Origin of the sequence: Streptomyces sp. NPDC002888 (assembly GCF_042888465.1) — a bacterium.
Taxonomy (GTDB): domain Bacteria; phylum Actinomycetota; class Actinomycetes; order Streptomycetales; family Streptomycetaceae; genus Streptomyces.
Genome location: NZ_JBIAPU010000004.1, coordinates 62,280 through 86,638, shown reverse-complemented (window position 1 = coordinate 86,638; position 24,359 = coordinate 62,280). Strand labels below are relative to the sequence as shown.

24 protein-coding genes are annotated in these 24,359 nt (G+C 72.5%); 11 read left to right on the top strand and 13 right to left on the bottom strand.

All coding sequences use genetic code 11. From position 1 onward, the window contains the following. Positions 1 to 8: 8 nt before the first annotated feature. Both ACFYWX_RS08135 and ACFYWX_RS08130 read right to left on the bottom strand, forming a co-directional pair. Positions 9 to 521 carry a hypothetical protein gene (locus ACFYWX_RS08135; protein ID WP_389423145.1) on the bottom strand — a complete coding sequence of 171 codons (513 nt, stop codon included), beginning with the start codon at positions 519 to 521 and terminating at the stop codon, positions 9 to 11. Beyond that, on the bottom strand, positions 509 to 1,222 hold the full coding sequence (locus ACFYWX_RS08130) for a hypothetical protein (protein WP_389423144.1): 714 nt from the start codon (positions 1,220 to 1,222) through the stop codon (positions 509 to 511). The genes ACFYWX_RS08135 and ACFYWX_RS08130 overlap by 13 nt, the downstream gene beginning before the upstream one ends. A 262-nt stretch (positions 1,223 to 1,484) precedes the next feature. On the opposite strand from ACFYWX_RS08130, the gene ACFYWX_RS08125 reads away from it, so the two are divergent. The 3 genes from ACFYWX_RS08125 (at position 1,485) to ACFYWX_RS08115 (ending at position 3,362) form a co-directional block, all read left to right on the top strand. Then, positions 1,485 to 2,465 (top strand): LuxR C-terminal-related transcriptional regulator, encoded by a 981-nt coding sequence (locus tag ACFYWX_RS08125; RefSeq protein WP_389423143.1) that lies wholly within the window; start codon positions 1,485 to 1,487, stop codon positions 2,463 to 2,465. A 105-nt stretch (positions 2,466 to 2,570) separates the two neighbouring features. Continuing rightward, entirely contained in the window at positions 2,571 to 2,930 is a 360-nt protein-coding gene (locus ACFYWX_RS08120) for a hypothetical protein (protein WP_389423142.1), read from the top strand. A gap of 177 nt (positions 2,931 to 3,107) precedes the next feature. Then, positions 3,108 to 3,362: a hypothetical protein gene (locus tag ACFYWX_RS08115; RefSeq protein ID WP_389423141.1), complete on the top strand. Its 255-nt coding sequence runs from the start codon at positions 3,108 to 3,110 to the stop codon at positions 3,360 to 3,362. Between the two features lie 70 nt (positions 3,363 to 3,432). On the opposite strand, the gene ACFYWX_RS08110 is transcribed toward ACFYWX_RS08115, so the two are convergent. Both ACFYWX_RS08110 and ACFYWX_RS08105 read right to left on the bottom strand, forming a co-directional pair. Further along, a complete protein-coding gene (locus ACFYWX_RS08110; protein ID WP_389423140.1) occupies positions 3,433 to 4,416 on the bottom strand; it encodes a hypothetical protein in 984 nt (327 codons plus the stop codon). 1 nt (position 4,417) lies between these two features. Continuing rightward, entirely contained in the window at positions 4,418 to 4,954 is a 537-nt protein-coding gene (locus tag ACFYWX_RS08105) for a sigma-70 family RNA polymerase sigma factor (protein ID WP_389423139.1), read from the bottom strand. A gap of 329 nt (positions 4,955 to 5,283) precedes the next feature. On the opposite strand from ACFYWX_RS08105, the gene ACFYWX_RS08100 reads away from it, so the two are divergent. Both ACFYWX_RS08100 and ACFYWX_RS08095 read left to right on the top strand, forming a co-directional pair. After that, positions 5,284 to 6,300, top strand: coding sequence for an aspartate-semialdehyde dehydrogenase (locus tag ACFYWX_RS08100; RefSeq protein WP_389423138.1), 1,017 nt, complete (start codon positions 5,284 to 5,286; stop codon positions 6,298 to 6,300). A 111-nt stretch (positions 6,301 to 6,411) separates the two neighbouring features. Continuing rightward, positions 6,412 to 7,614 carry a TerD family protein gene (locus tag ACFYWX_RS08095; protein WP_389423137.1) on the top strand — a complete coding sequence of 401 codons (1,203 nt, stop codon included), beginning with the start codon at positions 6,412 to 6,414 and terminating at the stop codon, positions 7,612 to 7,614. A gap of 188 nt (positions 7,615 to 7,802) precedes the next feature. On the opposite strand, the gene ACFYWX_RS08090 is transcribed toward ACFYWX_RS08095, so the two are convergent. Then, positions 7,803 to 8,327 carry a DUF1203 domain-containing protein gene (locus ACFYWX_RS08090; protein WP_389423136.1) on the bottom strand — a complete coding sequence of 175 codons (525 nt, stop codon included), beginning with the start codon at positions 8,325 to 8,327 and terminating at the stop codon, positions 7,803 to 7,805. Positions 8,328 to 8,496: 169 nt separating this feature from the next. Here ACFYWX_RS08090 and pepN point away from each other — a divergent pair, with 169 nt between their 5' ends. After that, positions 8,497 to 11,064, top strand: a complete 2,568-nt coding sequence (gene pepN / locus ACFYWX_RS08085) for an aminopeptidase N (RefSeq protein ID WP_389423135.1) — start codon at positions 8,497 to 8,499, stop codon at positions 11,062 to 11,064. A 51-nt stretch (positions 11,065 to 11,115) separates the two neighbouring features. Here pepN and ACFYWX_RS08080 read toward each other — a convergent pair whose 3' ends face one another. Further along, positions 11,116 to 12,039 carry an EamA family transporter gene (locus tag ACFYWX_RS08080; RefSeq protein ID WP_389423134.1) on the bottom strand — a complete coding sequence of 308 codons (924 nt, stop codon included), beginning with the start codon at positions 12,037 to 12,039 and terminating at the stop codon, positions 11,116 to 11,118. 34 nt (positions 12,040 to 12,073) lie between these two features. Continuing rightward, complete coding sequence (locus tag ACFYWX_RS08075) at positions 12,074 to 13,369, bottom strand: MFS transporter (RefSeq protein WP_389423133.1); 1,296 nt, start codon at positions 13,367 to 13,369, stop codon at positions 12,074 to 12,076. A gap of 103 nt (positions 13,370 to 13,472) precedes the next feature. On the opposite strand from ACFYWX_RS08075, the gene ACFYWX_RS08070 reads away from it, so the two are divergent. Next, positions 13,473 to 14,021 carry a MarR family winged helix-turn-helix transcriptional regulator gene (locus ACFYWX_RS08070; RefSeq protein WP_389423132.1) on the top strand — a complete coding sequence of 183 codons (549 nt, stop codon included), beginning with the start codon at positions 13,473 to 13,475 and terminating at the stop codon, positions 14,019 to 14,021. A gap of 3 nt (positions 14,022 to 14,024) precedes the next feature. Here ACFYWX_RS08070 and ACFYWX_RS08065 read toward each other — a convergent pair whose 3' ends face one another. The 4 genes from ACFYWX_RS08065 to ACFYWX_RS08050 all read right to left on the bottom strand — a co-directional run bounded on the left by ACFYWX_RS08065 (position 14,025) and on the right by ACFYWX_RS08050 (position 18,571). Continuing rightward, a complete protein-coding gene (locus ACFYWX_RS08065) occupies positions 14,025 to 15,452 on the bottom strand; it encodes an FAD-dependent monooxygenase (RefSeq protein ID WP_389423131.1) in 1,428 nt (475 codons plus the stop codon). Positions 15,453 to 15,485: 33 nt separating this feature from the next. Then, complete coding sequence (locus ACFYWX_RS08060) at positions 15,486 to 15,755, bottom strand: hypothetical protein (RefSeq protein ID WP_389423130.1); 270 nt, start codon at positions 15,753 to 15,755, stop codon at positions 15,486 to 15,488. Positions 15,756 to 16,186: 431 nt separating this feature from the next. Next, complete coding sequence (malQ, locus tag ACFYWX_RS08055) at positions 16,187 to 18,313, bottom strand: 4-alpha-glucanotransferase (protein ID WP_389423129.1); 2,127 nt, start codon at positions 18,311 to 18,313, stop codon at positions 16,187 to 16,189. Continuing rightward, the gene (locus ACFYWX_RS08050; RefSeq protein ID WP_389423128.1) at positions 18,314 to 18,571 is read right to left on the bottom strand and encodes a hypothetical protein; all 258 of its coding nucleotides are present in this window, start codon (positions 18,569 to 18,571) and stop codon (positions 18,314 to 18,316) included. Between the two features lie 188 nt (positions 18,572 to 18,759). On the opposite strand from ACFYWX_RS08050, the gene ACFYWX_RS08045 reads away from it, so the two are divergent. Genes ACFYWX_RS08045 through ACFYWX_RS08035 form a run of 3 tightly spaced genes read left to right on the top strand, consistent with a single transcriptional unit; the run spans position 18,760 to position 21,385 of the window. Then, positions 18,760 to 19,293, top strand: coding sequence for a PadR family transcriptional regulator (locus tag ACFYWX_RS08045; protein ID WP_389423127.1), 534 nt, complete (start codon positions 18,760 to 18,762; stop codon positions 19,291 to 19,293). Further along, the gene (locus ACFYWX_RS08040) at positions 19,290 to 19,988 is read left to right on the top strand and encodes an ABC transporter ATP-binding protein (RefSeq protein WP_389423126.1); all 699 of its coding nucleotides are present in this window, start codon (positions 19,290 to 19,292) and stop codon (positions 19,986 to 19,988) included. The genes ACFYWX_RS08045 and ACFYWX_RS08040 overlap by 4 nt, the downstream gene beginning before the upstream one ends. Next, positions 19,985 to 21,385: an FtsX-like permease family protein gene (locus tag ACFYWX_RS08035; protein WP_389423125.1), complete on the top strand. Its 1,401-nt coding sequence runs from the start codon at positions 19,985 to 19,987 to the stop codon at positions 21,383 to 21,385. The genes ACFYWX_RS08040 and ACFYWX_RS08035 overlap by 4 nt, the downstream gene beginning before the upstream one ends. A gap of 141 nt (positions 21,386 to 21,526) precedes the next feature. Here the strand turns inward: ACFYWX_RS08035 and ACFYWX_RS08030 are convergent, their stop codons facing one another. Continuing rightward, positions 21,527 to 22,063, bottom strand: a complete 537-nt coding sequence (locus tag ACFYWX_RS08030; RefSeq protein WP_133926226.1) for an HNH endonuclease — start codon at positions 22,061 to 22,063, stop codon at positions 21,527 to 21,529. Between the two features lie 315 nt (positions 22,064 to 22,378). On the opposite strand from ACFYWX_RS08030, the gene ACFYWX_RS08025 reads away from it, so the two are divergent. Further along, on the top strand, positions 22,379 to 23,482 hold the full coding sequence (locus ACFYWX_RS08025; protein ID WP_389423124.1) for a mechanosensitive ion channel family protein: 1,104 nt from the start codon (positions 22,379 to 22,381) through the stop codon (positions 23,480 to 23,482). A 189-nt stretch (positions 23,483 to 23,671) separates the two neighbouring features. Here the strand turns inward: ACFYWX_RS08025 and ACFYWX_RS08020 are convergent, their stop codons facing one another. Then, a complete protein-coding gene (locus tag ACFYWX_RS08020) occupies positions 23,672 to 24,343 on the bottom strand; it encodes a DUF6193 family natural product biosynthesis protein (RefSeq protein ID WP_389423123.1) in 672 nt (223 codons plus the stop codon). Between the last annotated feature and the right edge of the window lie 16 nt (positions 24,344 to 24,359).

The following is a 24,359-nucleotide window of genomic DNA, read 5'->3' as shown; positions in this document are numbered from 1 at the left end:
CGGACCCCTCACTGCCCGACGGTCAGCGCCCAGCGCACCCCGGAACCCGCGGTGACCTGGAGCACGGCGTCCTTGCGCGCCTTCTTCAGCGCGATCTGGTTGTACGTGCTGCTGACCTCGCCGTCGACGCACTCCAACGGGAAGCTGAGGCCCACGGGCTTCAGTTCCACCGTCAGCGTCCCCTTGCCCTGGCAGTTCACGGCGATGGACACCGGTCCCGGGCGCACCCCTCCGTCCAGTTCCATGACGCGGTTCCCCCGAACGTTCGCCACGGACTCGATCACCTCGCCGTCGATGATCTGCGGCGCCTCGGTGACGGTCTCGCCGTCGATGTGCTCGCCCCGTGCCGAGCCCTGCGCGGAAGCCGCCGCCGGCCGGGCGGATCCGGTGCTCTTCGAGGGGGTGGCACTGCCCCGCGCGCCGGGGTCGTCCGCCGAGCAGCCGCTGGTCAGCAGGGCCACCAGGCAGGACACCGCGAGGACGGCGCCCCGTGCGGGGCGACGTGTGCTCAGCCCTCCCACAGGTACCAGCCGACCTTCAGCGGCGTGTAGCTGGTGACGGTCTTCTTCGCCGACGTCTGGCAGTTGCTGTAGATGATGTAGCTGGTGCCGGTGTTCTTCAGCCGGTAGACCCCGTACTTGGCGTTGGTCGTCTTCCGCGACGGGGTGTCCACGCTGATGCTGTTGCCGAGCTTGGCGGTCATCGAGGCGGACAGGTTGACGTCGTACTTCGCCTCGATCTTGGCGATCATCACGTCGACGCCGACCGAGAGGCCGCCCGAGACGCTGACGCCGACGGTGCCGGACACCTCGGAGGTGAACGTCGACTTCGCGGTGCGCGAGGTGTTGTTGGTGTTGGAGAGGGTCGCGCCGACGCCCTTGTGGTACTTCGCGCCCTTGGTCTTCGGCGTGTAGACGTTGGCCCGGTCGCAGTACTCGGCGTCAGTTCCGTCGGTGGGCTTCGGCTTGGTGGGGATCGGCAGCTGGATGTCGCCCGGGTCGGTGGCCGGGGGCTGGGTGACCTCGGCCTCGGGCACGTCGGTGACGTCCTCCTCGGGCTCCGCCGGGGGCGCCGTGCCGACGACGACGTCGTCCGTGGCCGGATCCGTGCCGTCCGCGTGAGCAGCGGCCGGGGCGGCCGCGGCCAGCGCGGTGACCGCGGCGACGGTCAGGGCGGCACGGGCGGCGGTGCGCCAGGCGGAGCTGGGTCTGTTCGCGGACATGCGTGAACTCCCTTACGGAGATGGTGGGTTGAGTGATCTCAAGTGACCGGGGTGGAGGCCGGAATCCGTCCTCCGCTTCCCGGTGCACCCGACACTAGGGCCGCGCAACCCCCGGTGGTGTGCATGTCGGCTGGCACCCGGCGGCCATGGCCGGGGGATGCCAATGAACAACTTCCGACGCCTCGAACGGAGGATCGGATACCGTCAGCCCACGCGACCTGACCAGTCAGTCACCACCAGTCACCGTCCTTGTGGGGGAACCATGCTGGAGACCATCGGCATCGACAGACCGACCCACGACGTCTACCGATCCCTTCTGCTGCACCCCTCCTGGACGTTGGAGGACATCGAGCGGGAGACCGGTCTCACCACCGCCGAGGTCCGCGCCGCACTCGACCGGCTCACCCAGCTGTCCCTGCTGCACGAGGCCGCCGACCACCAGTTCGTGCCCGTCAGTCCCGACATCAGCCTCTCCCCGCTGCTCCTGCGCAAGGAGGCCGAACTCGACGAGCAGCGGGCCCGGTTGTCCCAGGAGCGGGCCGCGCTGGCCGCGCTCACCTCCGAGTACGCGTCGCTCGCCGCCCACCGGAGCGACAGCGGGGTGGAGCGGCTGGAGGGCGTCCACGCCGTGCGGGTACGGCTGATGGAGCTGGCCCACCAGGCCACCAGCGAGGTGCGCACCTTCGTACCCGGCGGGGCGCTCAGCGCGGCGGCACTCGAGGCGGGCCGTCCACTGGACGAGCAGAACCTCGCGCGCGGGGTGCGGATGCGGACCGTCTACCTGGACAGCGTCCGCAACGACCCCGCGACCGTCTCCTACGCCACCTGGCTCGCCTCCGTCGGCGGTGAGACGCGTACGGTCCCCACCCTGCCCATGCGGATGATCCTCTGCGACCACACTTCGGCCGTGATCCCGATCGACGCCGAGGACAGCAGGCAGGGAGCGCTGCTGATCCGCTACCCCAGCATGGTGCAGGCGCTGGAGGAGCTGTTCGACCTGGTGTGGGAGAACGCGGTGCCGCTCGGCACGGCACCGCAGGGCGTCGCCGAGGACGCGCCGAGCGACCGGGAGACGGCCCTGCTCAAAATGCTCGCGGCGGGTCTGACCGACGAGGGGATCGCCCGCAAGATGGGGGTCTCGCTGCGCACGGTCCGCCGCAACACGGCCGACCTGCAGAAGCGTCTGGGGGTACTGAGCCGCTTCCAGGCGGGCGCCGAGGCGGTCCGGCGCGGCTGGCTGTGACGGTTCCCGCGGCGCCTTTCGGAGGCTGGCCGCTCCCTGCCATGACCAGGGGCTGACACGTCCACGCAGGAGGTACGGACCTGTCTCGTGCCTAGGGTCGGTCGGGTGTACGCAGTCAAGGTCGTTCTCCTGCCCTTACCGGCCCCCGGCTTCCCCGACGGCCCAGGACCGCCGGCCGCCGTGCCCGGTGACCAGCGGCTCGACGCGATCTCCCGGTGCATCCGGGCCGCCCCGCAGCCGGGCATCGCGCACGTCACGCTGGCCCCTTGGGGCGGGCGCCTGGTGGGCATGACCTTCGTCGAGGCCGCGAGCCTGGACGAGGCGGTGGTCAGGGCCCGGTACGGATGGCGGCAGTGGCTGGACATCCCGGGCCTGCTGCCGGACTGGATGCTCAGCGACTGCAGGCCCGACCGCTATCTGAGCGCCCACGCACACACCCCGGCGACGGGCAGATGGCTGGCATGACGATGCCATGTCCGCCTGAGGCCACCGGGAACTGCTGACAGGGACATGGGCACCCCGGATGATCGATCCCAGATCGACGCAGGACGCACGATGCAGGACGTACGACGCACGACGCACGACGCACGACGCACCACGCATGACGACCGGCACCGAGAATCGCAGAGGCAGAGGCAGAGAATGAGACACGTCACCGGGCGAGCCGTCCGAATCGCCGTCGGCACCGCGGCAGCCGTCGCGACGCTGGCGCTTCCGCTGGCCCTCGGCATCCTGCACACCACGCCGTCGGACAGCGCTCCCTCCGTACGGGCCGCGCAGGCACCGCCCGCGGACTCCGACCCGGGGGACCCCGGCGACCTTCCTCTCCCCAAGCCGTCCAAGCCGACGGGGCCGCCGGAGGACACCGGCAGCTGGGTGTGGGACAAGTTCAACTAGGACCGGCATCGGTCGAGGGGCGGGCGTCCGTAAGGGCGCCCGCCCCTCTGCTGTCGGTGCGGGGTGCCGGTCACTCGCAGGGCGTGCCGCGCGACTCCGGCAACGCCCGCACCACGGCGTCCCGTTCACGGGCGATCTCCCGGTCGCCGACGATCCACACGTCTGGCGAGGCGGAGCCGTGGGAGATGCCCACGAGGACGTGGTCGCCCTCGCTCAGCAGCGGGTCCGTGCCGGAGTCCAGCACGAAGCCGACCTCGTCCTTGCCCTGCTCGGGCTTGTAGAAGCGGGTCACGTGCAGGGTGACGCTGTCCTCGCCGGTGCCGGAGTCGCGGACCACCTTCGTCACGTCACCCTCCACGACCAGGCGGGCGCAGGCGAGGTAACCGGGGTTGCCGAGGGCGCTGTTCGAAGTCGCCTCCCCCTTCGCCTCCGACTTCGAGTCGGAGGCCGCCGTGGCACCCGAGTCGTCCGCGCCGCCCCCGGCCTGCACGAGCAGCCACCCCAGACCGGTCACCATCGCACCGGCGACCGCCACACCGACGGCCCCGAGAGCGACGGGCAGCAGCCGGCGCCGGGGGCGGGGCAGGGGCCGGGAGGGCCGTACCCGTCGGGCTTCCCGGGGTGCGGAAGCGGGCTCGTGTGCAGGTTCGTGTGCGGGACGGCCTGCGGGCTCCGTCAACGCGTCGGCGATGATCCCCAGTTGCTCCCGCAGCAGCGCCACATCGGCCACCGCCGCCCGGTGCCCCGCCATGAACGCGCCGTCCCCGCGCGCCGGCTCGGGCAGGGCGGCGCCGGTGATCGCGACCATCAACGCGTCCATGCCGTCGTAGACCTCGCGGCCGTCGTGGGCCGGGGAGCGGTCATGGCCCGGGGAGCCGCCGCTCGGCGAGTCGCCGTGGGCCGGGGAGCCGCCGTGGCCCGGCGAGCCGTCATGGCGGAGCGAGCCGTCGTCGCCCAGGTTGCCGTCACGGCCCGGCGAGCCGTCGTCGCCGAGCGAGCCCCCGTGGCCCGGCGAACCGTCGCGGCCCGGGGAGTTGTCGTGTTCGGCGGGCATGTCACACCACCTCGTCCTCGTGCAGGCGGGCGCGCAGGGCCCGTACCGCCGTGTGCAGGCGGCTCTTGACCGTGCCCTCCGGGACGCCGAGCTCCTCGGCGATGGAGCGCACCGGCAGGTCGGCGTAGAAGCGCAGGACGAGGACCTGCCGCTGGGCGTCGGGCAGCTCGTCCAGGCCCTGGGCGACGGCGAGGGAGAGCACGCTGGTGTCCTCGCCGGAGGGGTGCTCAAGCTGGCGCAGGGAGGCCAGGCGCTCCCCGACCCGCTCCTGGCGGCGCTTGGCGCGGTGCCAGTCCATGGCCAGGTTGGAGGCGACGACCGCCGCCCACGCCGACACGTCCCGCGGCGCCTCCCGCCCGTCGGCCGCCCGCTCCAGCAACCGCAGGCGGACCTGCTGCACCCCGTCCGGCAGGTCCGCCTGCGGCACCCCGCCCAGTGCGAGCACCGCCCGCACCCGGCGTTCCTGCGCCGCGTCCAGAGGGTCGTCCCGCACCTCGTCCCCCTGGCCGCGGCGAGCCATTCTGCGCAGCACAGCCACCCCTCCCCTCGCCGCGTTTCCCCTATGACGCCGCTGTGGGGGAAAACGTTCGACCGGGTTTCCGGCGCGTGACAGAGGCGTACGTCACATCCCCGTGTGCCCAGGTCGCGGACGGGCAGGCGAGCTTGCGGTCAGGGACCATCTGCGGGCGAATATCTCCAGCTCAGCCGGGGTGGACACCGCAGGTCCGCAACCGGCCGTCGGATCGTCGCGTCCCACTCCTCGGGCGGGCGGCGCAAAGAATTGGCAGGCGGGTCGGGGTCGGCCGCATGATGGAAATGCCTCGGCCGGACAACAGGCACGTGAAGAGACAGACAGAGGGAGTCGCCGTGAGGGTCGGAATCGTCGGAGCCACCGGGCAGGTCGGCACGGTCATGCGCAGGATCCTCAAGGAGCGCGACTTCCCGGTCACCGAGCTGCGCCTGTTCGCCTCGGCCCGTTCCGCGGGGTCCGTCCTGGACGGCGTGACGGTGGAGGACGCGGCGACCGCCGACTACTCCGGCCTGGACATCGTGCTGTTCTCCGCGGGCGGCGCGACGTCGAAGGCGCTGGCCGAGAAGGTCGCCGCGCAGGGCGCCGTCGTGATCGACAACTCCTCGGCGTGGCGCAAGGACCCGGACGTGCCGCTGGTGGTGTCCGAGGTGAACCCGCACGCGGTCGCCGACCGCCCCAAGGGGATCATCGCCAACCCGAACTGCACGACGATGGCCGCGATGCCCGTGCTGAAGCCGCTGCACGAGGAGGCGGGGCTCGAGGCGCTGGTCGTCGCCACCTACCAGGCGGTGTCCGGCTCGGGTCTCGCGGGCGTCGCCGAGCTGCACGGCCAGGCGCAGAAGGTGGTCGCCGACGCCGACAAGCTCACCCACGACGGCGGCGCGGTCGACTTCCCCGAGCCGTCCGTCTACAAGCGTCCGATCGCCTTCAACGTGCTGCCCCTCGCCGGCAACATCGTCGACGACGGCCTGAACGAGACCGACGAGGAGCAGAAGCTCCGCAACGAGTCCCGCAAGATCCTGGAGATCCCCGGGCTGAAGGTCTCCGGCACCTGTGTGCGCGTCCCGGTCTTCGCCGGGCACTCCCTCCAGGTCAACGCCCGCTTCGCCCGTCCGATCAGCCCGGAGCGCGCCCAGGAGCTGCTGGCCGGCGCCCCCGGCGTCGCCCTCTCCGACATCCCGACCCCGCTCCAGGCGGCCGGTCAGGACCCGGCGTACGTCGGCCGCCTCCGCCGCGACGAGACGGTGGAGAACGGCCTCGCGCTGTTCGTCTCCAACGACAACCTCCGCAAGGGCGCGGCGCTGAACGCCGTACAGATCGCGGAGCTGGTGGCGGCGGAACTCAAGGGCTGACGCGCGGGTCTTTCGAGGGGGCGGGTGCCTGGAAGGTGCCCGTCCCCTTCTCCTTTTCCGGACTGGACGAATCCGGCCCGGTGCCCGGCGCATTCGTGTGACGATCAAGCCATGACCCAGATGGCCAAGGGCGGCAATCTGCCCGTTCCCGCGGAAGCGCTCCAGGTGGCGGTGACCTGGCAGCAGGGGCCCGGCGTTCCCGATGTGGACGTCTCCGCTCTGCTGCTCGACGCGGCGGGCCGGGTCCGATCCGACGCCGACCTCGTCTTCTACAACCAGCCCGCCCACCCCTCCGGCACCGTGCGCCACCTGGGCAAGGGGCAGGGCGCAGGGGGCGCGAGCGCCGACTGGCTGTGGCTGGATCTGGCGGCCGTGGAGCCCGGGGTGGACCGGGTCGTGGTGGCCGCCTCGGCCGACGCCGGAACATTTGGACAGATACCCCTGCTGGACGTGCGGGTCGCGCTGCCGGCCGGGCAGCCGGTCGCGTCCTTCGCGATCGACGACGCGAGCACGGAGACGGCGTTCGTCTTCGGCGAGTTCTACCGCAGGAACGGCGCCTGGAAGTTCCGCGCGGTCGGGCAGGGCTACGACTCGGGCCTTGCGGGGCTCGCGACGGACTTCGGCATCACGGTGGAGGACGAGCCGGGCGCCCAGGCGCCGACGCCCCCGACGCCGCCCATGCCGCGGGCACCCGCTCCGGCCCCGGCCCCCCTCACCACCATGGACCCCGACCAGCTGCTGGCGGCCGAACTGGCCGCCTCCTTTCCCGCCTTCGTCCACCAGGGCACCGGCAAGCAGCGCGTCACCTGCCCGCCGAACCTGCCGCCCGGCGGCCGCGTGGTCGTCGAGATCGAGTGCCGGGACAGCATCTCCGTGCACGTGGACAGCTGCGACGCGTACGGCCGCAGCGACCGGGACCTGCTGTCCGCCTACGAGGACGAGGTCCACGGCCGTTCGGTGGCGATGGTCCCGCAGGACCGCCCGCTGTCCCTGCTCGTGCGGGCCGACACGTCCTGGACGCTGCGGGTGCTTCCGCTCGGCCACGCCCGGCGCCTGCACCACAGCCTCAACGGGCGTGGCCCGGACCTGCTGTTGTACGAGGGCGGGGCGGGCGTGCTGTCCTTCGTCCACCAGGGCGAGAGCAACTTCGCCGTCTGGCATCACATCCGCTCCACCCTGCCCGACATGCCCGAGGACGAGGAGGACCTCCTCGTCAACGAGGTCGGCCGCCTCGACGTGCTGGCCCCGGTGCAGCGCCCCGGACTGCTGCGCATCGAGGCGGACGGGCCGTGGCGGGTCGGGGTCGGCGGCTAAGGGGTCCTTGCACTATGAGCGCCCGATCAGGTCGCGTGGTCTGGTGCCGTGCATCGCAAGGCGCCGGAGAGCCCTCGTAGCGGAGTTACTAGGGCTTTTCGGCAACGCGGCGAGGTGCGGTGCCAGGCCGCGCGACCCGGGCGGGCATAGTGCAAGGACCCCTAAGCCCCGCGCCCCACGCTCCCGCCTCAGCCGCGGCGCACCTCGTACAGGAAGCAGCCGTACTCGACGGCCCTGACGTGGACGAGCGCGACCTCGGGGTCGGCGAACGCCTCGGCGAAGGCCGTGTCGAACCCGTCGGGGTCCTCGACGAGCCGTCCGCCCAGGATGTGCCCGTCGGCGGAGTAGCGGCGGACGGTGCGGTGGGAGCCGGTGAACGGCCATCCGTCCCCGGCCGGGCCCTCGCACGCGCGCGCGTGGATGAAGACGGGGCCCTGCTCGTCGTACGGGCCGGGCTGGGCGCCGGTCTCGGCCGCCCAGCGGCGCAGGGGCGCGTAGGAGACGAGGGCGATCCGCTCACCGGGCTCGCTGTGGCGCAGGCAGCAGCGCAGGGGTGAGCCGCCCTCCTCGTCGATCACGGGGAGGGTCGGGCGGCCCGCGTCGTCGGCGGAGCGCAGCTCGGCGAGGGCGTCCGCCGGGATGGGCCGTGCGGTGTGGGCTTCTGGGCGGGTTTCTGTGCGGGCTTCTGAGCGGGTTTCCGTGTGAGTCGTCATGCGTCGAGCCTCCCGCTCACCGCCCCGGCCCACCGGCGGAATCCGGACGTCACGTTCCGCCGGGCCACAGCGGCCCAACGGGTCGGGCGCCTCGGGCACGTGGTCGTCGCCCCCGGCGTCGATCCCGTGGAAGGATGACGCAACCGACACATAACGAGGAGATGACCGCGTGCCTGGCACAAACCTGACTCGCGAAGAGGCGCAGCAGCGGGCGAAGCTGCTCACCGTTGACTCGTACGAGATCGATCTCGACCTCTCCGGAGCGCAGGAGGGCGGTACCTACCGGTCCGTGACCACGGTGCGCTTCGACGTCGCTGAGAACGGCGCGGAGTCCTTCATCGACCTGGTGGCTCCGACCGTCCACGAGGTGACGATCAACGGGGACGCGCTCGACCCCGCCGAGGTGTTCAAGGACTCCCGGATCGCCCTGCCTGGGCTGCTCGAGGGCCGCAACGTGCTCCGCGTGTCCGCCGACTGCGCGTACACCAACACCGGCGAGGGCCTGCACCGGTTCGTCGACCCGGTGGACCAGCAGGCCTACCTGTACACCCAGTTCGAGGTGCCCGACGCCCGTCGGGTCTTCGCGAGCTTCGAGCAGCCGGACCTGAAGGCCACCTTCCAGTTCACGGTGAAGGCGCCCGACGGCTGGACGGTCGTCTCCAACTCACCGACGCCCGAACCCAAGGACAACGTCTGGGAGTTCGCGCCGACGCCGCGCATCTCGACGTACATCACCGCGCTGATCGTCGGCCCGTACCACAGCGTCCACAGTGTGTACGAGAAGGACGGGCAGTCCGTCCCGCTCGGCATCTACTGCCGTCCCTCCCTCGCCGAGTTCCTCGACTCGGACGCCATCTTCGAGGTGACCCGGCAGGGCTTCGAGTGGTTCCAGGAGAAGTTCGACTACGCGTACCCGTTCGAGAAGTACGACCAGCTGTTCGTGCCGGAGTTCAACGCGGGCGCGATGGAGAACGCGGGTGCGGTGACCATCCGCGACCAGTACGTCTTCCGGTCCAAGGTGACGGACGCGGCGTACGAGGTGCGCGCGGAGACGATTCTGCACGAGCTGGCCCACATGTGGTTCGGCGACCTGGTCACCATGGAGTGGTGGAACGACCTGTGGCTGAACGAGTCGTTCGCCACGTACACGTCGATCGCGTGCCAGGCGGCCCACCCCGAGTCGCGCTGGCCGCACTCCTGGACCACCTTCGCCAACTCCATGAAGACGTGGGCGTACCGCCAGGACCAGCTGCCGTCGACGCACCCGATCATGGCCGAGATCAACGACCTGGACGACGTGCTCGTCAACTTCGACGGCATCACGTACGCCAAGGGCGCGAGCGTGCTGAAGCAGCTGGTCGCGTACGTCGGTGAGGACGAGTTCTTCCGGGGCGTGCAGGCGTATTTCAAGGCGCACGCGTTCGGCAACACGCGCCTGTCCGACCTGCTGGGCGCCCTGGAGGAGACCTCGGGCCGCGACCTGAAGACCTGGTCGAAGAAGTGGCTGGAGACGGCCGGCATCAACATCCTGCGCCCGGAGATCGAGACCGACGAGAACGGCGTGGTCACCTCCTTCGCGATCCGCCAGGAGGCCCCCGCCCTGCCCGCCGGCGCCAAGGGTGAGCCGACCCTGCGCCCGCACCGCATCGCGGTCGGTCTGTACGACCTCGACGACGACAGCGGCAAGCTGGTGCGCGACGAGCGCATCGAGCTGGACGTCGACGGCGAGCTGACGGCCGTACCGCAGCTGGTCGGCAAGCGTCGCCCGGATGTCGTCCTGCTCAACGACGACGACCTGTCGTACGCCAAGGTCCGGATGGACGAGAAGTCCCTGGCGTTCGTCACGGAGCACCTCGGCGACTTCGAGTCGTCCCTGCCGCGTGCCCTGTCCTGGGCGTCGGCGTGGGACATGACGCGGGACGCGGAACTGCCGACCCGTGACTACCTCTCCCTCGTGCTGTCGGGTATCGGCAAGGAGTCCGACATCGGCGTGGTGCAGTCGCTGCACCGCCAGGTGAAGCTGGCGATCGACCTGTACGCCGACCCGACCGCCCGCGAGGCCCTGCTGACCCGCTGGACGGACGCCACCCTGGCCCACCTGCGCGCGGCGGCGCCGGGCAGCGACCACCAGCTGGCGTGGGCGCGCGCCTTCGCGGCGACGGCCCGTACGCCGGAGCAGCTGGACCTGCTGGACGCCCTGCTCGAGGGCACCCAGACGATCGAGGGCCTGGTCGTCGACACCGAGCTGCGCTGGGCGTTCGTGGAGCGTCTGGCGGCCGTGGGCCGGTTCGACGAGACGGAGATCGCGGGCGAGTACGAGCGTGACAAGACGGCGGCCGGCGAGCGCCACGCGGCGACCGCCCGCGCCGCCCGCCCGACGCCGGAGGCCAAGGCCGAGGCGTGGGCGTCGGTCATCGAGTCCGACAAGCTCCCGAACGCCGTGCAGGAGGCGGTCATCGGGGGCTTCGTCCAGACCGACCAGCGCGAGCTGCTCGCCCCGTACGCCGACAAGTACTTCGAGGTGGTCAAGGGCATCTGGGAGTCCCGCTCCCACGAGATGGCGCAGCAGATCGCCATCGGCCTCTACCCGTCCCTCCAGGTCTCCGAGGAGACCCTGGGCAAGACGGGCACCTGGCTGGCCGCTGCCGAGCACAGCGCGGCCCTGCGCCGCCTGATCTCGGAGAACCGGGCGGGTGTGGAGCGCGCCCTGAGGGCCCAGGCGGCGGACGCGCAGTAGTCGTCGCTCCGTGGATGAGGGGCGCCCGGTGTCGCACCGGACGCCCCTTCCCTATCGGTGCGACGCCGTCTTCAAGGGGCTGCTCCCCGAGGAGGCAACCGGTGCGGGCCCCGTAGCCCGATGGCCTCCTCCCCTCAGCTGCCCCACCACCGTCGCGCCGAACGCCAGGGCCATGCCCGCCAGTTGGAGCGGTGTCAGCGCCTGGCCGAGGGCGGCCCAGCCGACCACGGCGGCGGTCAGCGGGGAGAGCGGGCCGAGGAAGGTGACCTGGGTGGCGGAGAGGCGGCCGATGCCGCGGAACCAGAGCCAGTAGGCGACCGCCGTGTTGGCCAGCGCGAGGTAGAGGTAGCCCCCGATCGCCCGGCCGTCCAGCGCGGGCGGGGCGCCCTCGACCAGCAACGCGACGGGGGCGATGAGCAGACCGCCCGCGGTGAGCTGCCAGCCCGTGAGCGCGAGCGGGCCCACTCCGTCCGGCCGGCCCCACTTCTTGGTCAGCACGGTGCCGGCGGACATGGACGCGGTGGAGGCGAGGGCCGCCGCCACGCCGAGCGCGTCCAGCGCCCCGGCCGCCTTCAGCACGACCAGGCTGACGCCGAACGCGGCCATGACACCGGTGAGTACGGTCCGTACGGTCGGCCGCTGCCCCAGCAGCAGCGCCGAGAGTCCGACGACGAACAGCGGCCCCACCGAGCCGACGACGGCCGCCATGCCACCGGGCAGCCGGTACGCGGAGAGGAACAGCAGCGGGAAGAAGGCGCCGATGTTCAGTGCGCCGAGCACCGCCGCCTTCCACCACCAGGCGCCGCGCGGCAGCACCCGGGCGAGGGCGAGCAGCAGCAGCCCGGCGGGCAGGGCGCGCATCAGGCCGGTGAACAGGGGGCGGTCGGGCGGGAGGAACTCGGTGGTGACGGCGTAGGTGGTGCCCCAGGAGACGGGGGCGAGGGCGGTCAGCAGGGGGGTCGCGAACCGTCGCATGGCCGGGTCCCTTCGGAGAGTAGAGGTTGATGGCTCAGGCGGTGACGGACGAGGTGGCCGCGGTCGACGCGCCGGTTCCGTGCGCGACGGCGACCGGCACGGGCCGTACCGCTTCCGCCGGCAGGTGGCGCTCCACTCGGATCAACAGGCCCGCGGCCACCGCCGAGGTGACGATCAGGACGGCCCACGGCACCCGGCCGTCGACGGCGAGCAGGGCCGTGAACATCGACGGCGCCACCGTCTTCGCCAGCGACCAGGACATCTGGTAGGCCGCCATGTACCGGCCGCGCAGCTCCTCGGGCGCCGCGGCCACGGCGAGCACCTCGGCGGCGGGGCTGTGGACCAGTTCGCCGAACGTGTGGACGAGGACCACGGCGGCCAGGGCCGTGCCGAGGACCGCGGCGGAGCCGGGACGCAGGGTGCCGAGCACGATCTGCGCGGCGAACCCGACGGCGAACAGTCCACCGCCGAGAGCGGCCGCCCGGGTGCGCCGGGCCCCGGTCCGCCGCACCCGGGCGCCCACGTACACCCCGGCCACCGCGCACACCACCGTGTTGAGGGTGAAGGCGGCCCCGGAGAGCGCCGCGGGCCCACGCAGCCACTCCACGACGAACAGCGGGACGAGCACCGACAGGGCCGAGTAGTTCAGCGCGTTGAGGAAGTTGGCGCCGGTGACGACGAGGAAGGGCCGGTCGGCAAGGACGAGCCGGTACCCGGCGCCCGTACGCCCGTCCCCCGCCCCCTCGCTCGCCCGCACCGGCCTGAGCGGGCGCAGCAGCAGTGCGGCGAGGGCGAAGCAGAGCGCGTTGCCCCAGGCGGTCCAGGTGTAGCCGGTGCCGCCCGCGAAGGCGATGACCAGCGTGGCGGTCAGCGCCCCGGCCCCGTACCCGGCGTTCTGCAGCGCCCGGGTGGCAGCCTGGAGCCGGTCCAGTTCGGCCCCGCGCGCCACCTCACCGATCAGGGTCTGCTGTACGGCGGGAAAGCCGCGGTCGGCGGCCGCGGTGACCAGGGCGACGGCCGCGAAGGCGGCGAGGGAGTGGGCGAAGGGATAGAGAGCGAACCCCACCACCCGCACGCCGTACAACGCGTACTGCACGCGCTTGGCGCCGTACCGGTCGACGGCCGCCCCGACGAGCGGGAGGAGGGTGAGGCCCACGAGTCCGGTCGCGGTGAGCACGGCGCCGACGACGGTGAAGGACAGGCCGGTGACGTGGTGGAAGAACACCAGCGTGAACGGGACGTACATGCCGGTCGCGACGCCGTTGACGGCGGCGGTGACCGGCAGAACCCACCGGCCCGGCAGGGACGCGGTGCTGACCTTCGCCGTCATGGCAAGGACCCCCTTGAGTTAGCTCGCAATTAGCTTAGCGCTAAGCAACTTACCGTCAAGCCACTTTCTTGCGGTCGAGCGAAAGTGCCCGGATACTCGCCCCATGACGCAGAGCCACCCCCCACAGAGCCCCCGGCCGGGGGCCTCCGCCCCCCACGATCCGGTCGACGCGATCATCGAGCAGTGGGCCGCCGTCCGGCCCGACCTCGACACCCGGGCGATGGAGGTCTTCGGCCGCGTCTACCGGCTCTCGCGCACGATGGGCGACCGCGTGGAGCAGGCGTACGCCCGGTTCGGGATCGCGCGCGGCGAGTTCGACGTCCTCGCCACCCTGCGCCGCGCCGGCGAGCCGTACACCCTCTCCCCCCGCCAGCTCTCGGCGACCCTCATGCTCACCACCGGCGGCATGACCGGCCGCCTCGACAAGCTGGAACGCGCCGGCCTGCTGCGCCGCTCCCCCGACCCGCACGACCGCCGCGCTCTGCACGTTACGCTCACGGACCAGGGCCTGGCCCTGGTCGACGAGGCGGTCGGCGCGGGCCTCGCCGTCCAGACGGAGGCCCTGGCCAACGCCCTGAACGAGGAACAGGCCGACCAACTGGCCGACCTGCTGCGGGAGTTGCTAGCGGGAACGCAGGGCCCCACCCACTAGGGCCTATCCGACATACGCGGCGAGGGCCGCCTCGATCGCCGCCCGCTCGGCACGGTCGGCCGCCCAGGCCACATACCCGTCGGGCCGCACCAGCAGAGCCGTACACCGATCACTCGCCCAACGAGCCACGCTCAGCCGGTCCTCCCTCTCCCCCCGATCCTCGTACGCCTCCGGGGTGATCAGCACGAAGCGCCCACCACGCAGGGCCTCATGCAGACGACCGCCACCGGCGAGACGGACATCCGGAACGCGGACCCCGGTCAACCGATGGGAGCCCCGGGGGGCGCGGTACCTGTACCCGATCCCGGTGACCTGGGCCAGGGCCCTGCGCCGCACGGGACCGGCGAAGTCCGCGGATGCCGCGAGAAAGCCCCGCAGCGCCCGAGTCCAGGGACGCCTGGCCAGGGCCAGCCGGACGATGCCGCCGCTGCTGAGGAGCACCGCCCTCCCGACCGGATGCCGTTCGGCCTGGTAGGTGTCGAGAAGCTCCGGGGAGGCGTGCCCCTTGACGACGTGGGCCAGCTTCCAGCTCAGGTTGGCCGCGTCCTGAAGGCCGGTGTTCAGCCCCTGGCCACCGGCCGGCGTGTGCACGTGCGCGGCGTCGCCGGCCAGGAAGACACGGCCCACGCGGTAGGCGGGCGCCTGGCGTTCGTCGCTGTGGAAGCGGGACATCCAGCGGGCGTCGTGCATCCCGAAATCACGCCCCAGGGCGAGGCGGACGATCTCCTTGACCTCGTCGAGGTCGACGGGCCGGCCCTCGGGAACGTCACGGCCACGGTGCCACCCGATGACCCGGTGATAGCCGTCGCCGAAGGGCGCGAGGAACGCGAAGGCGTCACCGGCGGCGTCGACCGTGAGCAGGGTCTCGGGCGGCTCGGCGAGGCGGACGTCGGCGAGGACGACGGACCGGATGACCGACCGGCCGGGAAACGGCAGACCGATCGCATCCCGCACCACGCTGCGCATGCCGTCGGCGCCGACGGCGTAGGCGGCGCGGAACATCACCGGCCTCTCGCCCGCACCGCGCGCTTCGACGACGACCCCGTCCCCGTCCTGGGCCAGTCCGGTCACCTCGGTCTCGTACCGGAAGTCGACACCGGCCTGGACGGCGCGCCGCTGCAGAACCCTCTCCACCTCGTACTGGGGAATCACAAGAAGGTGGTTGAAGCGGGACGGAAGCGTGTCGAGGCGGATGTCGAGGCGACCGTAAAGACGAAGCCGGTCGAGCCGGCGCCCCACGGCTTCCAACTCGTCGGCCAGGGCACGCGCGTCGAGCTGTTCGAGGGTGCGGGCGTGCAGGACGAAGGCGCGCGAGAGGTTGCCGATCCCGCGCGGGCGCTTTTCGAGGAGGGTGACGGAGACGCCGGCGGTGGCGAGGTCACCGGCGAGGAGCAGGCCGGTGGGTCCGGAGCCGACGACGATGACGTTCACGGGGCCTCCTCAGCAACGCCGAGGGCGCCCGCGTCAGGCGCCGGCGTTCGCCTTCGCCTTGCCCTTCGTCTTCGGCTCGCGGTCCGTCGACCCGTCCAGGACCATCACCAGACCGGTGATGACCGCGAAGATCACGAGCGGGGCCAGGACATAGAGGCCCAGCGTCTCGATGACGCTCAGGCCCTGACCGGGGTCGTCGCCGTCGTCGCGGGTCAGCGCGAGCGCAGGGGACGACATGAGCAGCATCATCAGCGTCGTACCGGCAGCCAGGGCGCCGGCGCGCAGGGCGTTCTTCTTGTCCACCCTGCAAAAGTAGCGAACGCCGCGAGGGGCTGCGCGCCCGGGGTGCCGTATGAGAGGCACAGGGGCCGGGCCGCGACCGTCGCGCGCCACCGTGGCGGGGAGGCCGCCAGACGGCGGGAGTGGGGTGTGAGGGTATGGCGCGACCCGTCGCGCGCCACCGTGATGGGCAGGCCGCCAGACGGCGGGAGTGGGGTGTGGGGGCATGGCGCAGCCCGTCGCGCGCCACCGTGGCGGGCAGGCCGCCAGACGGCGGGCGTGGGGTGTGGGGGTGTGGCGCAGCCCGTCGCGTAGCTGGTCCCGACGCCGGTGCACTGTGGCAGCGGGACAGAGGGGCCCGACAGGCGACGGGCTCGCCGCACCCCCACACCCCCGACCCACCCACCGGCCGCACGCGCCCCAGCCACCCACCCGACGCCCAACGCCCAACCGCCCTACCCCTCCCTCAACACCTCCACCAACGCCCGCACCCGCGGAGAAGCCGCCAGCTCCTCCAGTGTCACCGGGCGGCCCTCCGCGTCGGCGATCGGCAGGCGCCAGTTCGGGTACTGGTCCCAGGTCCCGGGAAGGTTCTGGGGCCGGCGGTCGCCAACAGCGTCGGGGAGCCAGATGCCGAGCATGTGCGCGGGCGTCCGGCGGAGAAAGCGGTGGACGGCCTGGATCTCGGCCTCCTCCGAGGGCGCCCCCACCCCCCCGGACCCACCCTCCAGCAGACCGAGCTCGGCGAGCAGCGCCAGCCACTCCCCCGTGTCGGCGGCCGCCTCCGCCCGCTCCGTCTCGACGTCCCCCGTCAACAGCCCCAGGCTGTCCCGGAGTTCGACATGCTCCCCGGCGAGCCGAGCCGCGGTGGGCGGCAGGTCGTGCGTCGTGGCGGTGCCAAGGCAGTCGGCCCGCCAGTCCTCGGGCCGCAGCGGCCGACCGTCACCCTCCCAGTCCCGCTCGAACCACAACACCGACGTCCCGAGCACCCCCCGCTCCCGCAACGCCTCCCGCACCCCCGGCTCCACCGTCCCCAGGTCCTCCCCGATCACCACCGCCCCGGCCCGCGACGCCTCCAGCACCAGGATCGCAAGCATGGCCTCGGCGTCGTAACGAACGTACGTACCCTCCGTAGGCGCCTCCCCCTGCGGCACCCACCACAGCCGGAACAGCCCCATCACGTGATCGATCCGCAGCGCACCCGCGTACCGGAAGAGGCCGCGCAGAAGGTCGCGGTACGGCGCGTAGCCCGACGCGGCCAGCCGGTCCGGCCGCCAGGGCGGCAGCCCCCAGTCCTGCCCGCGCGCGTTGAACGCGTCCGGCGGCGCCCCCACCGACATCCCCGCCGCGAAGTACTCCTGCTGCGCCCACGCGTCGGACCCCTCAGGGTGCACACCGACCGCCAGGTCGTGCACGAGACCGATCGGCATCCCCGCCTCCCGGGCCGCACGCTGCGCACCGGTGAGCTGCGTGTCGGTGAGCCAGGCGAGCCGGCAGTGGAAGTCGACCCGGTCCATCAGCTCGGCCCGCGCACGCGCGGTCTCCGCCGAGCGGGGGTCCCGCAGCCCCACCGGCCACCGGCTCCAGTCCGACCCGTGCACCTCCGCGAGCGCACACCAGGTCGCATGGTCCTCGAGGGCCTGCCCCTGCTCGGCGAGGAAGTCGCAGTAGGCGGCCCGCCGCCCGGGCCCGAGCGGCACCTCACCCACGGCTTCGAGCGCCTCCCGCTTGAGCCCCCACACGGCGTCGCGGTCGATCAGCGCGCCCTTCTCCAGCACCGCGTCCCGCAACTGCCCGGCCCGCCCCGACGCCCCCCGCACTCGCTCGCCGCCCTCTCCGACGACGTACGCGTACTCGGGAACATCCTCGACCCGCAGATGCACCGGATCAGGGAACCGCCGTGAGGACGGTCGATAGGGCGACGGATCGGTCGGAGCCCCCGGAACGGCCGCGTGCAACGGATTGACCTGCACGAACCCGGCCCCCAACGCCCGCCCCGCCCACCCGGCCAGCTCTCCCAGGTCACCGAGGTCACCCATCCCCCAGGACCGCCGGGACAGCAGCGAGTAGAGCTGGACGAGAAGCCCGTAGGACCGAGTGGTGGGCGTGGGCAGCCGGGGCGGTGCGACAACGAGGTGGGCACGGGCCGTGCGCCCGTCGGGCGCGGTGGCCGTCAGCAGATGAACCCCCGGCGGAAGGTCTTCGACATCGGCGCGGCTCTCACCCTGCTCGGTCTCGACACGCAGAAGGGTCCCCTCCGGCAGCGCGGCAAGCACAGCGGGCCCGGCAGGTACGACAGGCACGCCAAGCCCGGCAGGCGCGGCAGGCGCGGCGGCACCGCTCCAGCGGACCACGGTCGGCGGCAGCAGCCGCTCGCTCAGTTCCCGCTCCCGGTCGGCGAGCGCGGCGCGGGTGGCCTCCGGGGTGCCGGCGTCCACGCCGAGGGCGGCCAGGGCCCGGACGACGGCCGCGGCGGAGGCCGTGACCGTGCGGTCCGGGGAGGGGCGGTAGGAGGCGGCGACGCCGTGCAGCTCGGCGAGCCGGGACAGGTCCTCGGTGAGGACCGGCCGGGGTGGGGTCATCTACGGCCTCGTGGTGCCGGAGTCCAGGGCGGCGTCGGACTCACTGGTCAGGGGTGCCGCGTCGGAGAGCGGCGGCTCGCTGGTGAGCGGCTCGGCGTCGGGAAGGGGCGGTTCGCTGGTCAGGGGTGCCTCGGCATGGGCTGCCTCGGCGCTGAATATGCACAGGCGGTCGTCGTCGGGCTCGGCGGAGTGCTCCACGTAGGGCTCCGCCTCAGGTTTGGAGCGGGCGAAAAGCAGGGGGTGCACCGGTGTGGCCACGAGGGCCTCCTTCGTCGAGTACGGAGTCGTAATCGTCGTAACGGGTTATCGCAGCCCTACCCACCAGGCGCGAGGGCAGACGTGTGAACCCCGAACAAGACACATGTTCCAACTCACTCCTCCTTTCTCCTCCCCTCTCTCCTCCCTGCTATTCACTCAGTACATATATCGAGTGCATAATGATCCCCATGAGCACCCGTCACATCCTGCTGGGGCTGCTCGCGACGGGGCCGAGCCATGGCTACGACCTGAAGCGACGCCACGACGAACGCTTCCCCCAGGCCCGTCCACTGGCCTACGGGCAGGTGTACACGACCCTTCAGCGCCTGGTCCGCGACGGCCTGGCTGAGGTCGAGGGCACCGACTCGGACGGCGGCCCGGAGCGGACCGTGTACCGCTCGACGCACGAGGGCTCGCGTGAGCTGACGCGGTGGGCCGGGGAGATCGCCCCGCCCGCGCCGTTCATCACGAACGAGATCTTCGCCAAGGTCGTCGTCTCGATCCTCTCGGGTGGCGACCCGGCCGCCTACCTACGGACTCAGCGCGCCGCCCACATGGAGCGGATGCGTGAGCTGACCGCGGTGAAGACCACCAAGGACGCGGATCTCGCGACCGTGCTCTCGGCGGACTACGCCCTCAACCACCTCGACGCCGACCTCCGCTGGATGACCACGACGGCGGCCCGGCTGATCACTCTGACCGCGGAGGTCGACGCAGCATGAGCAACAACGGGGGTACGTCGGTACCGCTCCTCGCGGGCCGTGACCTCGCCAAGACACACGGCAGGTCGCAGGCCCTGCGCGGCGCCTCGCTCGAACTGCACGCCGGCGAGATCCTCGCCGTCACCGGGACCAGCGGCAGCGGCAAGTCCACGCTGCTGCACTGCCTGGCGGGCATCGTCCGCCCGGACGAGGGCTCGGTGGTGTACGCCGGGGAGCGGCTCGACCAGCTGCCCGAGAAGCGGCTGAGCGTGCTGCGCCGTACGGACTTCGGGGTGGTCTTCCAGTTCGGTCAGCTCATTCCGGAGCTGACGGCCGTGGACAACGTGGCGCTGCCGTTGATGCTGGCCGGGGCCGCCCGCGCCGAGGCGCACGCCCAGGCGGGCGAGTGGCTGGAGCGGTTCGGGGTGCGCGGGCAGGAGGGGCTGCGGCCGGGCGAGATGAGCGGCGGCCAGGCCCAGCGGGTCGCGCTGGCCCGGGCCCTGGTCACCGGCCCGAAGGTGGTCTTCGCGGACGAGCCGACGGGCGCACTGGACTCGCTGGCGACCGAGCAGGTGATGACGGCGCTGGTGCACACGGCCCGCGAGTCCGGGACATCGGTGCTGCTGATCACGCACGACGCCCAGGTGGCGGCGTACGCCGACCGCGAGGTCCGGCTGATCGACGGCGGCGTGGCACCGGTGGGGGTGACGGCATGAGCACCGAGGCAGGCACAGAGCGACGCCCCGGGATCACGACCGACGTCCGCCTCGCCTGGCAGCTCACCCGAGGCTCCGACCGCAGGGAGTGGTGGCGGGTCGGGCTGACGGCGGCCGGGGCCGCGCTGGCGACGGGGTTCGCCCTCGCCGCCACCGCGCTGGCCTCGCTGCGGGGGCAATACAGCGTGCCCGTCGGCAACGGTCTGCTGAACCAGCCGGGCGAGCGGTCCGGGGTGATCGTGAGCCTGCTGCTCCTGCTGGTTCCGGTGCTCGGCTTCCTCGGGCAGTGCGCCCGGGTCGGCGCCGTGCACCGCGACCGGCGGCTGGCGGGCCTGCGCCTGGCGGGCGCCACTCCGGCGCAGGTGCGTCGGATCGCCGCGCTGGAGACGGGGCTGGCCTGCCTGCTGGGCTCGGCGCTCGCCACGGCCACCGCGCTCACGGTGCTGCTGAGCCGGTGGGACCACCCCGTGGCCCTCGCCTGGGCCGGGTTCGTCCTCGTCGCGTTGGGCGTGCCGGTGCTGGGCGCGGCGGCGGGGGCGCTGGCGCTGCGCCGGGTGGTGACCTCGCCGCTCGGCTGGGTGCGCCGGGTGCGGCCGAACTCGGGTCGGGGTCCGGGGCTGCTGTTCCTGGGGGCGGTGCTGCTGGTGGTGCTGCTGGCGCTTCTCGCCGTCGCGGGCACCTCGGGCAACCAGCCGGGCCGCAGCCACGGGCAGGTGCCGCTGCTGATGTTCGGCCTGGTCCTCGCGGTCGGCGCGGGCACGGTGTGGCTGGCGGGGGCCGCGGCCAAGGTCACCGGGCGGCTGCTGGCCGCCCGGGCCCGGACGGCGGCGACGCTGATCGCGGCGGAGCGGCTGCGCGACGACCCGTGGGCGGCGGCCCGCACGCACGCGGCGGTGCTGCTGGTGACGGTCGTCGGCACGGCATTCGTGGGGATCCGGCAGACGCTCCTGACCGAGCTGAACGGCATGCAGGACCGGGGCGAGCTCGGCATGCCCATGTCCTACTACTCGACGGGCCTGAACCTCACCGCCGCGGCGATCGCGGTCGCCCTCGCCATCACCCTGTCCGGACTGGCCGTCGGCACCGCGGAGTCCCTGGCCAACCGCCGCCGGGGCCTGGCCGCGCAGGCCGCCGCCGGGGTGCCGCGTGCGGTACTCGGCCGGGCGCTGCTCCTGGAGACGGCGCTGCCGCTGGCGCCCGCCGTGACCGTCGCGGGTGTCGGGGGCATGGCGATCGGCGTCTGGTACGCGTCGCTGCCCATGGACGCCCCCACGAGCGTGCCGTACGTCGCGCTGCTTGTCCCGGTGGCCGTTTACGCGTGCTGTCTGCTGGCGGCGGCCACCTCGCTGCCCCTGCTGCGCCGCTCGGTGCACCCGGCGGAGCTCCGCTACGTGTGAGACGCGCGGAAGCGCACTCAGGGACAATGCACGTGAAACGCTCCGAGGCAAGGCACCTGAAAACGCGCCGGAGCGCACCACAACGGCCCGCCCCGGGGGCACGGGGGACCCCCGGGGCGGGCAATGCGAAGGCCCGGATCGTCAGGCGGAGATGCCGTCGATCCGGGCCAGGGCGTCATCAGCGCCGTAGGGCTGCAAGTACGGCATCCAGCGCGGGTCCCGATGGCCGGTGCCGATGATGCGCCAGGCCAGTCCGCTCGGCGGGGCGGGTTTGTGGCGCAGCCGCCAGCCGATCTCGACGAGATGTCGGTCGGCCTTCACGTGGTTGCAGCGGCGGCAGGACGCCACCACGTTGTCCCAGACGTGCTTGCCCCCGCGGCTGCGCGGGATGACGTGGTCGACGCTGGTTGCGACGCCACCGCAGTACATGCACCGGCCCCCGTCGCGGGCGAAGAGCGCCCTGCGGGTGAGAGGAACGGGCCCCCGATAGGGAACCCGGACGAATCGCTTGAGCCGGACCACGCTGGGTGCGGGGACAGTGACGGTTGCGCTGTGCATGAAGGCGCCGGACTCTTCCAGAGAGACTGCCTTGTTCTCCAGTACGAGGACGAGCGCGCGGCGGAGCGGTACGACGCCGAGCGGCTCGTACGACGCGTTGAGGACCAGGACATGCGGCACGGAGGCCTCCTTGGGCGTCGGCGGCGCGTGGCTCGCGCCGGGACGATGTGCAGTCAGTCTCTCCTCATGCCTGGTGGAAGCGCCACCATGTCCCGGTAACGGGCTGGGAGTGTTTTCGACCACATCTGATTCATCCCCCGGATCATGACCGGTTCAAGCCCAGGTGAGCACGGTCTCTCCTTCACACATCGGGCCGCCCCCCACACAATGCCCCGTTAGTGTGGTGGTTCTGCCCGTCCGGTGACCTTTCCGTGATCTGGACGACCTGACCGCCGTACCGGAACGGGTGGACCGTTGTACCTGGAGGTACCTGCCGTGTCCTTGTCCGCCGTCCTACTGGCCGCCGGTTCGTCGCCATCCCCGTCCCCGTCCCCCTCGGGGACGACGGTCCCGGCGGTGCCCACGCTCCAGGACGCCCAGGAGAGCGCGACGAACGCCGCAAGCTGGGTCGAGGAGAACTGGTCGACGTGGCTCGCGATCGGGCTCAGGGTCCTGCTGATCCTGGTGATAGCGGTGATCCTCAGAGTGGCGGTGCGGCGGGCGATCACCAAGCTCATAGACCGCATGAGCCGCACAGGGCAGGCGGTGGACGGCACGGCGCTGGGCGGTCTGCTCGTGAACGCCGAGCGGCGCCGGCAGCGCTCGCAGGCGATCGGCTCGGTACTGCGCTCGGTGGCGTCCTTCCTGATCATGGGCACGGCCGCGCTGATGGTGCTGGCCACGTTCCAGATCAACCTGGCCCCGCTGCTGGCGTCCGCCGGTGTCGCGGGTGTGGCGATCGGCTTCGGCGCCCGCAACCTGGTGACGGACTTCCTCTCCGGCGTGTTCATGATCCTGGAGGACCAGTACGGCGTCGGCGACACGATCGACGCGGGCGTGGCCGCCGGCGAGGTCATCGAGGTCGGGCTGCGCGTGACCAAGCTGCGCGGCGACAACGGTGAGATCTGGTACGTCCGCAACGGCGAGGTCAAGCGCATCGGCAACCTGTCCCAGGGCTGGGCGACGGCGGGCGTCGACGTGACCGTGAAGGCGTCCGAGGACCTGGACCGGGTGAAGGCCACCCTCGACGAGGTCGCCGAGAAGATGAGCAAGGAAGAGCCCTGGAACGAGCTCCTGTGGGGCCCGATCGAGGTCCTCGGCCTGGACAGCGTGCTCCTCGACTCGATGGTCGTCCACCTCTCGGCCAAGACGATGCCCGGCAAGTCCCTCACCGTCGCCCGCGAGTTGCGCTGGCGCGTCAAGCGGGCCTTCGACGCGGCGGACATCCGCATCGTCGGCGGCGCGACGGCCCTCCCCGAGGAGGAGGCGGTCCTCGACCCGACGGCGGCGGTCGCGGCCCCGTCGGTGTACGCCAACACGGAGTCGCCCCAGTCGGCGGTGGCCTCCCCGATCGCCCAGCCGAGGCCGGCGGCGAAGTAGGCAGCCCAGTGATGGGGGGGGGGGGGGGGGGGGGGGGGGGGGGGGGGGGGGGGGGGGGGGGCCCGCGCGCCCGCCGGGGGGCGGGGGGGCGGGGGCGCGCCCCGCCCCGGGCGCGGGCCCGCCCCCCCCCCCGCCCCGCCCGCCCCCCCCCCCCCCCCCCCCCCCCCCCCCCCCCCCGCCTCTCTCGCATCAGAGTCCGAGGTGCTCGGCGGCCACGTCCAGCGCCTCCGCGAGGGAGGCGACGTACCGGCGCGAACCCTCCGTCCCCGTGTCCTCGACCCGGTAACGCCCCGCGTCGACCGGGAGGATGTGGATCTCCCGCGCGCCCTGCACCCCGCCGCCGGTGCTGAGCCTCAGCGTGCCGTGGCTGAGGTTCGGGTACAGGCGGCGGAACCTGCCGTCGGCGTGCACGGCGTCCACGAAGGGGCGCTCGTCGGCGAGGTACGGGGATGTCCGCAGATGCTCCCACTGCGCCGCCACCGGATCACCCGACTCCTGGGCCTCGGCGAGGCGCCCCGCGGTCATGAACGGGTACGCCGCGACGAACTCGGCGATCCGGGTCCCGCCCCGCCACGCCGCCACGGCCCGTACCAGCGCCGTGAGGTCGTCGGTCACGCCGGTGGCCCACTGGAAGCCCCGGTGCGTCCCGCCCAGTGTCAGGTAGAACGCCCGCCTGGCGCCGAGTTCCACGGAGATCCTTCCGCGGTCCGTGTCCACTTCCGCGGTGTGTGGCCCGAGGATCTCCCGGTTGTACACCCGCCCCAGGTCCACGCCCTCGCGTCGCGCGACGGCCTCCAGCGCCGGGACCAGTCCGCCCGCCTCGACGACGTCCGGGTGGCCGGCCGGTTCGATCCCGTCCATGTCCGAAGGTTCTCCT